This is a genomic window from Nocardioides luti, from assembly GCF_014212315.1.
In the GTDB taxonomy this organism is placed as follows: domain Bacteria; phylum Actinomycetota; class Actinomycetes; order Propionibacteriales; family Nocardioidaceae; genus Nocardioides; species Nocardioides luti.
The window spans coordinates 302431-315524 of the sequence record NZ_JACKXE010000001.1 but is presented as its reverse complement, the minus strand read 5'-3'; the positions used below and the strand labels follow the sequence as shown (position 1 = coordinate 315524).

The window sequence follows — 13094 nt, the reverse complement described above, 5'->3', positions numbered from 1 at the left end:
GTCAGACCAGGACGTCGCGGCGCCGGAACCACCAGGCGCTCAGCACGAGCGGCGGGACGCCGTACACGACGCTGACCAGCAGGGCGTGCCAGATCGGGGCGGTGTCGACCGCGGTCCCGAGCGCGGTCTGCCAGGCGGTGAACTGGTCGGTGAGCAGCCAGCGGGTCACGCTCTCCGGGATGCTCGGCAGGAAGCCGATGATCTGGTTGGCGAAGCTGAAGACCAGCATGCCGACGATCGCGGCCCCGCTGTTGCGGGTGACGGTCGAGAGCAGGAAGCCCCAGGCGCTGACCGCCAGCAGCGGCATCGCGTAGATCGCGACCGCCAGGGCGATCCGCCCGAGCATCGCGCCCACACCGATCTCGTGGGCGCCCAGGGTGAAGCCGGTCGGCCCGAGGGGGACGCCACCGAGCGGGACCGGGTTCGCGCCGCCGGCGACCGCGCCGATGACCGTCCCGCTGACGCCGAAGAGCACGAGCAGGAGCACGACGTACGTCGCGGTGGCGCCGGCCTTGGCGCCGAGCAGGCGCAGCCGGGACGTCGAGCGGGTCAGGACCGTCTTGAGCGTCTGGTTGACGTCCTCGGCCGCGACGATGTCGCCGGCGACCAGGGCGGCGAGCAGCGGCAGCAGCACCAGCGAGGAGAAGAAGAGCGCGATGAGGGGCAGCACCAGCCCGGAGGAGTTGTAGGCGAGGGTGATGTAGACGTCCGGGTCGATCGTCTCGCCCGCGGCCGGCGGCTTGGCGGGGTTGACGGCCAGGCCGATCGCGAAGGCCAGCGGGATGAGGACGGCGACGACGAGGCCGATGAGGGTGCGGCGCTGCGCGACCAGCTTGCGCAGCTCCCAGGCGTAGGTGCTCACGCGGCGGCCGGCTCGCCGGCGGCGGGGGCCTCGGTGAGGTCGAAGAACAGCTGCTCCAGCGAGGGCGCGTCGGGCAGCATCGCCAGGATGCCGATGCCCTCCTGGCCGAGCCGCACCGTGAGCCGGGCGGCGTCGGCCGGGTCGGCGCGGACCAGCAGGCTGCCGGAGTCGTCGGTGGTCAGCTCGACGCCGTCGAGGTCCGAGCAGGTCGCGAGGGCCCGGCGAACGTCGGTGACGCTGAGCCGGTAGTCCGCGTTGCCGTGGCCGGAGCGCAGCTCGTCGAGGGTGCCGGCGAAGCGGATCCGGCCCTTCGCGATGATCGCGAGCTCGGTGCACAGCTGCTCGACCTCGCCCATCAGGTGGGAGGAGAGCAGCACCGTGAGGCCGTCGTCCGCGAGCTCGCCGATGAGGCGGCGCATGTCGCGCATCCCGCCGGGGTCCAGGCCGTTGGTCGGCTCGTCGAGCAGCAGCAGCCGGGGCCGCCGCAGGAGCGCCGCCGCGAGGCCGAGCCGCTGGCGCATCCCCTGCGAGTAGCCGCCCACCTTGTCGTTCCCGCGCCCGTCGAGCTCGACGATGCCGAGCACCTCCTCGACGCGCTCGTCGTCGCGACCGCCGTCGAGGGAGGCCAGCAGGCGGAGGTTCCGGCGCCCGGAGAGGTAGGGGTAGAACATCGGCGACTCGACGAAGCCCGCGACGCCGTCGAGCGCGCCCACGCCCTCCACCGCCGGGTTGCGGCCGAAGAGCTCGGCCGTCCCGGAGGTCGGCCGGATCAGGCCGGTCATGATGCGCAGCGAGGTCGTCTTGCCGGCGCCGTTGGGCCCGAGGTAGCCGAAGACCGCCCCGGTCGGGACGGTCAGGTCGATCCCGTCGACCGCCACGACGTGGCCGAACTCCTTGCGGAGCTCGTGGAGCCGGATGGCGGGCGGGCCCGCGAGGTCGTTCACCCACCCAGTCTGCCGAGGGGCACCTGACGGCCACCTGACCGACCGGTGGCCAGGTGGGCTACCAGCCCCGCTGGCGCCACTCCGCGAGGCTGGGCCGCTCGGCGCCGAGCGTGGAGTCGCCGCCGTGGCCGGGGTAGAACCAGGTCTCGTCGGGCAGCCGCTGGAAGATCTTGGTCTCGACGTCGTCGATCAGCTGCACGAAGGCCGCCTCGTCGCCGAAGGTGTTGCCGACGCCGCCGGGGAAGAGCGAGTCACCGGTGAACAGGTGCGGCCGGCCAGTGGCGTCGGTGTGCAGCAGGGCGATCGAGCCGGGGGTGTGGCCCGCGATCGAGATGACCTCCAGGGAGCAGTCGCCGACCGCGACGACGTCGGCCTGCTTGACGGCGCGGGTGACGGCGACGCCGGTCTGCGCGGTGATCGCGTCGGCGTCCGGGACGCCCGCCACGACCTCGGCGCCCGTCGCCTCGACGACGTCGGCCAGGGCCCGGTGGTGGTCCCAGTGCTGGTGGGTGGTGACGACGGCGGTCAGCCCGGCCTCGCCGATGAGCGGCAGCAGCCGCTCGGGCTCGGCGGCCGCGTCGATCAGCACCTGCGCCCCGCTCGTGGTGCAGGTCAGCAGGTAGCAGTTGTTCGACATCTCGGGGTCGACGGCCAGCTTGGTGATGCGCAGCGCGCCCAGGTCGCGGACGTCGGGGTCGCCCCCGGGCGTCACGTCGCCGGTGTAGGTCTCGTCCGTCGGCTCGGTCATGGTCACCAGGCTCCGATCTCCGGCAGCGTGCCGGTCTCGCTCGTCAGTCCCTCGCCGCGACCGCGGCCGGTCAGCCACCAGGCGAGGTCGGCGGCGGTGCCGGTCACGACCGGCCCGCCCTCGTCGTACGTCCACGTCCGGTCGAGGTCCGTGGGGTCGGCGGTCAGGCCGTGGGGTCCGCGGGGCCGGCTGCTCATCGCGTCCAGGACGAGCGCGGCGAAGCCGGGGGACCAGTCGGTGTGCGTCGGGCCGGCGGCGAGGTCGACGTGGTGGATCTCGACCTCGCGCAGCCTCATCTCCGGGACGGCCGCGGCCACGAACGTCGGCCCGCCGGGGACCCGCTCGACCTCGCGGTCCCAGGCGTCCTCGGGGACGCCCGCGACGGCGTCGGCGAACTCCGTGGTCGCGCCGAGGAAGCGGGTCCGCAGCTCGCTGGCGCCCAGGGCTGCCGCCTCCTCGATGTCGGCGTCTCGGCGCTCCTGGGAGGGGTACATGGGGAGGGCCTCACCGGCGGCCAGTCCACGCAGCACGGCGGCGAGGGCCTCGGCGTTGCAGGTCAGGTGCGCCAGGACGTGCAGGCGCGTCCACCCGGGCAGCAGGCTCGGACCCGGCCAGCCCTCCTCGGGCAGGGCGTCGACCGAGCGCACCAGGCGCTGGGACGCGTCGCCCAGGAGCTCGGCGGCGAGCGCGGTCCGGGTCAGGTCGGGGGCGGACATGCCGCCATCCTGCCTCACCCTTTCGGCTCACCGGTTCAGCGCTGTCGGCGGGGCGTGAGAATGTGGAGCCTGTCCGTCGGGCGGCGTGCCCCCTTGCCGCCGGCCCGTAGGATGACGAACACTTGTTCGAACGACCGGGACCGACTCCTCAAGGACTTTGATGCAGGACCAGCTGATCATCCGGGGTGCGCGCGAGCACAACCTGAAGGACGTCTCGATCGACCTCCCGCGGGACTCGCTCATCGTCTTCACGGGCCTGTCCGGGTCGGGGAAGTCCTCGCTCGCGTTCGACACGATCTTCGCCGAGGGCCAGCGCCGCTACGTCGAGTCGCTCTCGGCGTACGCCCGCCAGTTCCTGGGCCAGATGGACAAGCCGGACGTCGACTTCATCGAGGGCCTCTCGCCCGCGGTGTCGATCGACCAGAAGTCCACGTCGAAGAACCCTCGCTCGACCGTCGGCACGATCACCGAGGTCTACGACTACCTCCGCCTGCTCTACGCGCGCGCCGGGCGCCCGCACTGCCCGACCTGCGGAGCCCCGATCGAGCGGCAGACGCCGCAGCAGATCGTCGACCGCGTCCTCGCGCTCGAGGAGGGTCGCCGCTTCCAGGTGCTGGCGCCGGTGATCCGCGGCCGCAAGGGCGAGTACGTCGAGCTCTTCCGACAGCTGCAGACCCAGGGCTTCTCCCGTGCGCGCGTCAACGGCGAGACGCACACGCTCGACGACCCGCCCAAGCTGGACAAGCAGAAGAAGCACACCATCGAGGTCGTCGTCGACCGGCTCGCGGTCAAGGAGACCTCGAAGCGGCGGCTGACCGACTCGGTCGAGACCGCGCTCAACCTCGCCGGCGGCCTGGTGCTCTTCGACTTCGTCGACCTGCCGGCCAAGGACCCGGAGCGCGAGCTCAAGTTCAGCGAGAAGATGTCCTGCCCGAACGACCACACGATCGACACCGACGAGCTCGAGCCGCGGTCGTTCTCGTTCAACTCCCCGTTCGGCGCCTGCCCGGTGTGCAGCGGCCTCGGCACCCGGATGGAGGTCGACCCCGACCTGGTCGTGCCGAACCCGCAGGCCACCCTCGGCGAGGGCGCGATCCAGCCCTGGAGCCAGGCCCACGTGGCCGACTACTTCCTGCGGCTGATGGGCGCGCTCGGCGACGAGCTCGGCTTCGACCTGAACACCCCGTGGGAGAAGATCCCCGCCAAGGCGCAGAAGTCCCTCCTCGACGGCCACTCGACCAAGGTGCACGTGGTCACCCGCAACCGCTACGGCCGCGAGCGCGCCTACTACGCCGAGTTCGAGGGCGTGCGCTCCTACATCGAGCGCCGGCACCGGGAGGCCGAGTCCGACACCAGCCGCGAGCGCTTCGAGGGCTTCATGCGCGAGGTGCCCTGCCCGGCCTGCCGGGGGAGCCGGCTCAAGCCGGTCTCGATGGCGGTCACCATGGGCGGGCGCAACATCGCCGAGGTCTGCGCGATGCCGATCAACGAGACCGCCGAGTTCCTGCAGACCCTCGAGCTGACCGCGCGCGAGCGCCAGATCGGCGAGCGGGTGCTCAAGGAGATCCAGGAGCGGCTCAACTTCCTGCTCGACGTCGGGCTCGACTACCTCTCGCTCAACCGGCCGTCGGGGTCGCTGTCGGGCGGCGAGGCCCAGCGCATCCGGCTGGCCACCCAGATCGGGGCCGGCCTGGTCGGCGTCCTCTACGTGCTCGACGAGCCGTCGATCGGCCTGCACCAGCGCGACAACCACCGGCTCATTGAGACCCTGATCCGGCTCAAGGACCTCGGCAACACCCTGATCGTGGTCGAGCACGACGAGGACACCATCCGGGTTGCCGACTGGGTCGTCGACATCGGGCCGGGCGCCGGCGAGCACGGCGGCCAGGTCGTCCACAGCGGCAGCGTCGCCGACCTGCTCGCGCACCCCGACTCGCTGACCGGGCAGTACCTCTCCCACCGCCGCGAGATCCCGGTGCCGGAGATCCGTCGCCCGCGCACCAAGGACCGCGAGCTCGTGGTGCACGGCGCCAAGGAGCACAACCTGCGCAACGTCGACGTCGCGTTCCCCCTGGGGCTCTTCGTCGCCGTGACCGGGGTGTCCGGCTCCGGCAAGTCCACGCTCGTCAACGACATCCTCTACACGTCGCTGGCCAAGCAGATCTACCACGCCCGCGCCGTCCCCGGCCGGCACCAGAAGATCACCGGCCTCGAGCACGTCGACAAGGTGATCCACGTCGACCAGTCGCCGATCGGGCGCACGCCGCGGTCCAACCCGGCGACGTACACCGGCGTCTTCGACCACGTCCGCAAGCTCTTCGCGGCCACGCCCGAGGCGAAGATGCGCGGCTACCTCCAGGGCCGCTTCTCCTTCAACGTCAAGGGCGGGCGCTGCGAGGCGTGCGCCGGCGACGGCACGATCAAGATCGAGATGAACTTCCTCCCGGACGTCTACGTCCCGTGCGAGGTCTGCCACGGCGCGCGCTACAACCGCGAGACCCTCGAGGTGCACTACAAGGGCAAGACCATCGCCGAGGTCCTCGACATGCCGATCGAGGAGGCGCTCGACTTCTTCGCCGCGGTGCCCGCGATCGCGCGCCACATGCAGACCCTGGTCGAGGTCGGCCTCGGCTACGTCCGGCTCGGCCAGCCGGCCACCACGCTGTCCGGCGGCGAGGCGCAGCGCGTGAAGCTGTCCTCGGAGCTCCAGAAGCGCTCGACGGGGCGCACCGTCTACGTCCTCGACGAGCCGACCACCGGCCTGCACTTCGAGGACATCCGCAAGCTGCTGCTGGTGCTCGGCCGGCTCGTCGACCAGGGCAACACGGTGCTGGTCATCGAGCACAACCTGGACGTCATCAAGACCGCCGACTGGCTGGTCGACATGGGGCCCGAGGGCGGCTCGCGCGGCGGCATGGTGGTGGCCGAGGGCACGCCCGAGGCGGTCGCGGCCGACCCGACCAGCTACACCGGCCAGTTCCTGGCGCCGCTGCTGGAGGGCCGCGAGGCCAAGCAGCCCACCCGGAAGCTCACGGCCAAGGCGGCGCCGACCCGGATGCCGACCAAGAAGGCCGCGAAGAAGTCCGCTGCCAGCAAGCGGGCGGCCAAGCGGTAGTGGCGGCTGGCTGGGGGCGCCCCGATAGGCTCGTCCGCGTGACGACCGATGGGATCAGCCGCCGCCATGCCCTCGCCGGAGCCGCGACCGTGGGTCTCGGCCTGCCGCTCCTCGCCGCCTGCGGGGGCGGGGACTCGACCGCCTCGGACACCGCCTCGACGGCCAAGCCGTCGGCCGGTCCGCTGACGACCACCTCGGACGTCGAGGTCGGCGGCGGCGCGGTCTTCGCCGACGAGAAGGTCGTGGTCACCCAGCCCACCGAGGGCGACTTCAAGTGCTTCTCAGCGGTGTGCCCGCACCAGGGCTGCCTGGTGGCCAGCGTCGACGGCGGCACCATCAACTGCACCTGTCACGGCAGCAAGTTCTCCATCGAGGACGGCTCGGTCGAGAACGGCCCGGCCACCACGGGGCTCGACGAGGTCGCCATCACCGTCGACGGGGACTCGATCAGCGTCTCCTGACGCCACCGCACGTCACGCGGCGAGGCCCGCCGGTCGAGCCGCTCGTCGAGCAGCACCCGCGCCTCGTCGTACCTCCCCGCGCGGAGCAGGGCGGCGATCCGCGCCTCCTCGACGATCTCGCGCTGGGCGTCCGAGCCGCCGAGCCGTCGCACGGGCTCGCGCAGGCGGCCCAGGGCGTCGGCGGCGGCCGAGGAGCGCCCGGCGACCATGAGGCCCAGTGCGTGGGCCAGCGGCGCGACGACCTCGCGCTGCGTCGCGTGGGGGTGCCCCTCGGCGTGGGTTGCCAGACGACGCAGGGCGGGGCCGTCGTCCAGCGCCAGCAGCGTGACCGCGGCGTGCATCGCGAGGAAGGGCGTGGCCGGCGCCTCGAGCACCCCACGACCGGCCACCGCGGCGACCTCGCGGATGTCGGGCACGTCGCCCGCGTCGGGGGTCAGCGCCCAGCGGAAGAGCAGCGAGCCGCTGTCGACCAGCGCGCGGCAGCCGAGGCCGCGCTCGGGCCGCAGCTGGGCGTCGTAGCGCCGGCGTACGGCGTCGAGGTCGCCCAGCGAGAGCTCGTGCAGCGCCGCGTGCCACGAGAAGTGGCTGATGCTGTCGATGCCGGCACCGTCGCCGGTCACCCAGGCGTCCATCCAGGCGAGCCCGGTCGCGTGGTCGCCGGTCTCGTAGTGCGCGTGGGCGCGGGCGTGCGCCGAGTGGCCCGCCCCGGGCTCCTGCGCCAGGGAGCGGCAGGAGAGCTCCATCGCCTCGTCGAAGCGACCCTGCTCCTGCCGCACGAAGGCCAGCAGGCCGCTGAACCACCAGTCGTCGCCGTAGGCCGGCCGGGCGTCCTCGACGATCTGCCAGGCCTCCTCGGGCACCTCGGTCACGCCCGCGAAGGCGATCGTGGGGACGGCGGTGGACAGCAGCACCGCGTCGCGGGGGTACGCCGCCAGGTGCTGGACCAGGGGAGCGGAGTCGCCCTTCACGTGCGCGACGACGGCGTGCACGTGGCTGCGCTCGCGCTCCGAGCCCCGCGGCGCGTGCCGCACGGCGTCGCGCAACCGGGCCCGGACGTCGACGGGGGCGCACAGCTCGTGCCCGAACAGCGCGAGGGCCGCGTGCCCGAGCGCGAAGGTCGGGTCGTGGACGATCGAGGCGGCGACGCCCTCGACCGCGCCCGTGCCGAGCCGGAGCAGCTCGCGGGTGCCGCGCGTGTAGGCAGCGGCGGCGTCGGCCGTCGTGCTGAGGCCGTAGCCGTAGAGGTCGCGACAGGGCATGTAAGTAGAGTAAGACACCACACTAAAAAGACCAGAACCCGCGCGCCCGGCACTGTCCGTGTCGCCCCGTAGGGTTGCCCCGTGCCTCGCTCGCCCCTGTCCTACCGCCCGGAGTCGGGGTCCATCCCGACGCAGCCGGGGGTCTACCGGTTCCGCGACGCGCGCAGCCGGGTGGTCTACGTCGGCAAGGCGAAGAACCTCCGCTCGCGGATCTCGTCGTACTTCCAGGACATCGGCGGCCTGCACCCGCGCACCGCCACGATGGTGACCACCGCGGCCAGCGTCGAGTGGACGACCGTCGACACCGAGGTCGAGGCGCTCCAGCTGGAGTACTCCTGGATCAAGGAGTTCGACCCGCGCTTCAACGTGAAGTACCGCGACGACAAGTCCTACCCGTGGCTGGCCGTCACGGTCGGTGACGAGTTCCCCCGCGTGATGGTCGGGCGGGGCGCCAAGCGCAAGGGCACCCGCTACTTCGGCCCCTACAGCCACGCCTGGGCGATCCGCGAGACCGTCGACGTGCTGCTGCGCGTCTTCCCGATGCGCTCCTGCAGCAACGGCGTCTTCCGGCGCTCGCAGCAGATCGGGCGGCCGTGCCTGCTCGGCTACATCGACAAGTGCGCCGCCCCCTGCGTGGGCAACGTGACGCCCGAGGAGCACCGCGCGATCGTCGACGACTTCTGCGACTTCATGGGCGGCCAGACCACGGCCTTCCTGCGGCGCATCAAGAAGGAGATGTACGCCGCCTCCGAGGCCGAGGACTACGAGAAGGCCGCCCGCCTGCGCGACGACCTCGGCGCGATGGAGCGGGCCCTCGAGAAGCAGGCGGTCGTCCTCGGTGACGGCGCCGACGCCGACATCATCGCGCTCGCGGAGGACCCGCTCGAGGTCGCCGTGCAGATCTTCTACGTCCGGGGCGGCCGGATCCGCGGCCAGCGCGGGTGGGTCGCCGACCGCGTCGACGAGGGCGGCACCCCGGAGCTGGTCGAGGACTTCCTGCTCCAGCTGTACGCCGGCGAGGCCGACACGATCCCGCGCGAGATCCTGGTGCCGGCGCTGCCGCCGGACCCGGCGACGTTCGAGCAGCTGCTCGGCGACCTGCGGGGGAGCAAGGTCGCGATCCGGGTGCCGCAGCGCGGCGACAAGAAGTCGCTCCAGGAGACCGTGGCCCGCAACGCCGGGCAGGCGCTCGTGCTGCACAAGACCAAGCGGGCCAGCGACCTCACGACCCGCAACCGAGCCCTCGAGGAGATCCAGGTCAGCCTCGAGCTCGACGAGGTGCCCCTGCGCATCGAGTGCTACGACATCTCCAACCTCCAGGGCACCGAGGTGGTCGCCTCGATGGTCGTCTTCGAGGACGGGCTGCCCCGCAAGGGCGAGTACCGCCGCTTCGTCATCAAGGGCGAGCCGGGCGAGGCGCAGGTCGGCCAGAACGACGTCGCCCACATGCACCAGGTCATCACCCGGCGCTTCCGCCGGCTCCTCGACGAGCAGGCCCGCAGCCAGGAGGTGTCCACCGAGAGCGGCCCGATGCTGGTCGACCCCGAGACGGGCCGGCCCCGCAAGTTCGCCTACGCCCCCGGCCTCGTCGTCGTCGACGGCGGCCCGCCCCAGGTGGCCGCCGCCCAGCGCGCCCTCGACGAGCTCGGCATCGACGACATCCCCGTGTGCGGGCTGGCCAAGCGCCTCGAGGAGGTCTGGCTGCCCTCGCAGGAGGACCCGGTCATCCTGGCGCGGTCCTCCGAGGGGCTCTACCTCCTCCAGCGGGTGCGCGACGAGGCGCACCGCTTCGCGATCACCCACCACCGCTCCCGGCGCTCCAAGACCATGGTCGAGAGCCTGCTGGACGACGTGCCGGGGCTGGGCGAGGTGCGGCGCAAGACGCTGCTCAAGCACTTCGGCTCGCTCAAGAAGCTCCGCACCGCCAGCGTCGACGAGATCGCCCTGGTGCCCGGCATCGGGGTCCGCACGGCCACCGCGATCAAGGAGGCGGTCGCCCAGAGCGCCGCGAGCGGCAAGACTGGTCCCGTGATCACCAGCATCAACACCGCGACCGGCGAGATCGAGGAGTCCTGATGGTCGGCGACACCCACCGGGGCGAGCTCGTCGTCGTCACCGGCATGACCGGGGCCGGCCGCAGCACCGCGGCCAAGGAGCTCGAGGACCTCGGCTACTACGTGGTCGACAACATGCCGCCGAGCCTGCTGCGGGACGTCGTGCGGCTCGTCGACGAGAGCAAGGGCGTCGAGCAGCCGATCGCCGTCGTGGTGGACGTGCGGTCGGGCTCGTTCTTCCAGTCGCTGCAGGCCAACCTCGCCCAGGGCGCCACGGGCCGTCGTACGACCCTGGTGTTCCTGGAGGCGACGGACGACGCGCTGGTCCGCCGCCAGGAGGCCGTACGCCGCCCGCACCCCCTCCAGGGCAGCGGCCGGCTCCTCGACGGGCTGCACCGCGAGCGGGAGGTGCTCGGCGACCTCCGCAGCGAGGCCGACCTCGTCATCGACACCACCACCCTCAACGTCCACCAGCTCACCGACCGGATCGCCGAGGCGTTCGGGTCCGCCGACGCCACCCGGCTCAACGTGACCGTGATGAGCTTCGGCTTCAAGTACGGCATCCCCGTCGACGCCGACTTCGTGGCCGACATGCGCTTCCTGCCCAACCCGTTCTGGATCCCCGCCCTGCGCCCGCACACCGGGCACGACGCCGACGTCGCCGAGTACGTCAAGTCCCGCGACGGTGCCGCCGAGTTCCTGGACGCCTACGTCCCCGTGCTCGCCGGGGTCGCCGACGGCTACCTCCGCGAGGGCAAGCGCTTCATGACCGTCGCGGTCGGCTGCACCGGCGGCAAGCACCGCAGCGTGGCCATGACGGAGGAGATCGCCGCCCGCATGTCGGCGCTGGGCTTCGCGACCCGCGCCGCCCACCGGGACCTCGGACGCGAGTGAGGGCCCGGTGACGTCCGAGCGCGCCCAGTCGGTCGTGGCCCTCGGGGGCGGCCACGGCCTGCATGCCTCCCTCACGGCCCTGCGCCGGCTCGTCGACGACCTCGTCGTCGACGACCTGACCGCGATCGTCACGGTCGCCGACAACGGCGGATCGTCCGGTCGGCTGCGCGGCGAGTTCGGCGTGCTGCCCCCGGGCGACCTGCGGATGGCGCTCGCGGCGCTGTGCGGCGACGACGACTGGGGCCGCACCTGGTCCGACGTCCTCCAGCACCGCTTCGCCGGCGACGGCGAGATGCGCGGCCACGTCGTGGGGAACCTCCTGATCGTCAGCCTGTGGGAGCAGCTCGGCGACCACGTCCAGGCGCTCGAGTGGGTGGGCCGGCTGCTCGGCGCCACCGGGCGGGTGCTGCCGATGGCGCTCTCGCCCCTCGACATCACCGCGGACGTCCGCGGCCTCGACCCCGACGACCCCGAGGCGCTGACCAGCGTGCGCGGCCAGGTGGAGGTCGCCACGACCTCCGGCGTCATCCAGGCGATCCACCTCGACCCGCCCGAGCCGGTGCCGTGCCCGCAGGCCGTGACGGCGGTCCGCGAGGCGGACTGGGTCGTGCTCGGTCCGGGGTCGTGGTTCACCTCCGTGATCCCGCACCTGATGGTCCCCGAGCTCCGGGCCGCGCTCGTGCAGACCGACGCCCGGGTGATCCTCGTCCTGAACCTCGACGAGCAGGCGGGGGAGACCCAGGGGTTCGGCCCCGAGGACCACCTCGCCGCCCTCGCCGAGCACGCCCCCGACCTCAAGGTGCACACCGTCCTCGCCGACCGCGGCAGCATCGGGGTCGAGGCCGACGAGCTGGCCGGCCTCGTGGCGGCGTACGGCGCCGAGCTGGTGCTGGACGACGTGGCGCTGGGCGACGGCACCCCCCGCCACGATCCGGTGCGGCTGGCCGAGGCCTATGCGAGGATCCTCCAGCGCGGCTAGGCCCCCGGCCGGGCCTCGGGTGGGCCCCGGCTGGGCGCGAGGGTGATTGACCAACATGGCAGGATCGGCACCATGGCGATGACGGCACAGGTGAAGGCAGAGCTGTCCTCCACCCAGATCACGAAGACCTGCTGCCGCAAGGCGGAAGTCGCCTCGATGCTGCGCTTCGCGGGCGGCCTCCACATCGTCTCCGGGCGCATCGTGGTCGAGGCCGAGCTGGACACCGGTGCGGCGGCCCGGCGGCTGCGCAAGGACATCGCGGAGGTCTACGGCCACCAGTCCGACGTCGTGATGGTGCAGGGCAACGGGATCCGCAAGGGCAGCCGCTACATCGTCCGGGTCGTCAAGGACGGCGAGGCCCTGGCCCGCCAGACCGGGCTGCTCGACCAGCGCGGCCGCCCCGTGCGGGGTCTGCCGCCCGCCGTCGTGTCCGGCGGCGGCTGCGACGCGGTCGCCGCGTGGCGCGGCGCCTTCCTCGCCCACGGCTCGCTGACCGAGCCCGGCCGGTCCTCCGCGCTGGAGGTCACCTGCCCCGGCCCCGAGGCGGCGCTCGCCCTGGTGGGCGTCGCCCGCCGGCTCGGCATCCAGGCGAAGGCCCGCGAGGTCCGCGGCATCGACCGCGTGGTCATCCGCGACGGCGACGCGATCGGCCAGCTGCTGACCCGCCTCGGTGCGCACGAGTCGCTGATGGCCTGGGAGGAGCGCCGGATGCGCCGCGAGGTGCGCGCGACCGCGAACCGCCTCGCCAACTTCGACGACGCGAACCTGCGCCGCTCCGCCCGCGCGGCCGTCGCCGCCGGTGCCCGCGTCGACCGGGCCATGGAGATCCTCGGCGACGAGGTCCCGGACCACCTGCGCCTGGCCGGTCACCTCCGCCTCGAGCACAAGCAGGCGTCCCTCGAGGAGCTCGGGCAGCTGCACGAGCCCGTCCTCACGAAGGACGCGATCGCCGGCCGGATCCGTCGCCTGCTGGCGATGGCGGACAAGCGTGCCGAGGAGCTCGGCATCCCGGACACCGAGTCGTCCCTGACCCCGGAGATGCTCGCCGACGAGGCCTGAGCG

At 72.7% G+C, this 13094-nt stretch carries 11 protein-coding genes; 6 read left to right on the top strand and 5 right to left on the bottom strand.

Annotation, left to right across the window (positions count from 1 at the left end; translation table 11 throughout):
• Position 1: 1 nt before the first annotated feature.
• Genes H5V45_RS01440 through H5V45_RS01425 form a run of 4 tightly spaced genes read right to left on the bottom strand, consistent with a single transcriptional unit; the run spans position 2 to position 3270 of the window.
• A complete protein-coding gene (locus tag H5V45_RS01440) occupies positions 2-862 on the bottom strand; it encodes an ABC transporter permease subunit (RefSeq protein WP_185251290.1) in 861 nt (286 codons plus the stop codon).
• Positions 859-1806 (bottom strand): ABC transporter ATP-binding protein, encoded by a 948-nt coding sequence (locus H5V45_RS01435; protein ID WP_221633849.1) that lies wholly within the window; start codon positions 1804-1806, stop codon positions 859-861. Before H5V45_RS01435 ends, H5V45_RS01440 begins: the two co-directional genes overlap by 4 nt.
• Before the next feature lie 58 nt (positions 1807-1864).
• A complete protein-coding gene (locus H5V45_RS01430) occupies positions 1865-2554 on the bottom strand; it encodes an MBL fold metallo-hydrolase (protein ID WP_185251289.1) in 690 nt (229 codons plus the stop codon).
• 2 nt (positions 2555-2556) lie between these two features.
• On the bottom strand, positions 2557-3270 hold the full coding sequence (locus tag H5V45_RS01425) for a maleylpyruvate isomerase family mycothiol-dependent enzyme (RefSeq protein ID WP_185251288.1): 714 nt from the start codon (positions 3268-3270) through the stop codon (positions 2557-2559).
• A 160-nt stretch (positions 3271-3430) separates the two neighbouring features.
• Here H5V45_RS01425 and uvrA point away from each other — a divergent pair, with 160 nt between their 5' ends.
• Both uvrA and H5V45_RS01415 read left to right on the top strand, forming a co-directional pair.
• Positions 3431-6385 carry an excinuclease ABC subunit UvrA gene (gene uvrA, locus H5V45_RS01420; protein WP_185251287.1) on the top strand — a complete coding sequence of 985 codons (2955 nt, stop codon included), beginning with the start codon at positions 3431-3433 and terminating at the stop codon, positions 6383-6385.
• Positions 6386-6423: 38 nt separating this feature from the next.
• Complete coding sequence (locus H5V45_RS01415; RefSeq protein WP_185251286.1) at positions 6424-6846, top strand: Rieske 2Fe-2S domain-containing protein; 423 nt, start codon at positions 6424-6426, stop codon at positions 6844-6846.
• On the opposite strand, the gene H5V45_RS01410 is transcribed toward H5V45_RS01415, so the two are convergent.
• Positions 6735-8105 carry a tetratricopeptide repeat protein gene (locus H5V45_RS01410; protein ID WP_246415829.1) on the bottom strand — a complete coding sequence of 457 codons (1371 nt, stop codon included), beginning with the start codon at positions 8103-8105 and terminating at the stop codon, positions 6735-6737. The two genes, H5V45_RS01415 and H5V45_RS01410, sit on opposite strands and share 112 nt — an antisense overlap.
• 81 nt (positions 8106-8186) lie before the next feature.
• On the opposite strand from H5V45_RS01410, the gene uvrC reads away from it, so the two are divergent.
• The 4 genes from uvrC (at position 8187) to whiA (ending at position 13091) form a co-directional block, all read left to right on the top strand.
• Positions 8187-10181, top strand: coding sequence for an excinuclease ABC subunit UvrC (uvrC, locus tag H5V45_RS01405; protein WP_185251285.1), 1995 nt, complete (start codon positions 8187-8189; stop codon positions 10179-10181).
• Positions 10181-11053, top strand: a complete 873-nt coding sequence (gene rapZ / locus H5V45_RS01400; protein WP_185251284.1) for an RNase adapter RapZ — start codon at positions 10181-10183, stop codon at positions 11051-11053. The genes uvrC and rapZ overlap by 1 nt, the downstream gene beginning before the upstream one ends.
• A 7-nt stretch (positions 11054-11060) precedes the next feature.
• Positions 11061-12032 (top strand): uridine diphosphate-N-acetylglucosamine-binding protein YvcK, encoded by a 972-nt coding sequence (locus H5V45_RS01395; RefSeq protein ID WP_185251283.1) that lies wholly within the window; start codon positions 11061-11063, stop codon positions 12030-12032.
• 72 nt (positions 12033-12104) lie between these two features.
• On the top strand, positions 12105-13091 hold the full coding sequence (gene whiA, locus H5V45_RS01390) for a DNA-binding protein WhiA (RefSeq protein ID WP_185251282.1): 987 nt from the start codon (positions 12105-12107) through the stop codon (positions 13089-13091).
• The last annotated feature ends 3 nt before the right edge of the window (positions 13092-13094 follow it).

Coding starts and splice junctions, on each gene's coding strand:
- whiA (WP_185251282.1), top strand. CDS start 12,105: ATGGCGATGACGGCACAGGTGAAGGCAGAGCTGTCCTCCACCCAGATC.
- H5V45_RS01430 (WP_185251289.1), bottom strand. CDS start 2,554: ATGACCGAGCCGACGGACGAGACCTACACCGGCGACGTGACGCCCGGG.
- H5V45_RS01410 (WP_246415829.1), bottom strand. CDS start 8,105: ATGCCCTGTCGCGACCTCTACGGCTACGGCCTCAGCACGACGGCCGAC.
- uvrA (WP_185251287.1), top strand. CDS start 3,431: ATGCAGGACCAGCTGATCATCCGGGGTGCGCGCGAGCACAACCTGAAG.
- H5V45_RS01425 (WP_185251288.1), bottom strand. CDS start 3,270: ATGTCCGCCCCCGACCTGACCCGGACCGCGCTCGCCGCCGAGCTCCTG.
- rapZ (WP_185251284.1), top strand. CDS start 10,181: ATGGTCGGCGACACCCACCGGGGCGAGCTCGTCGTCGTCACCGGCATG.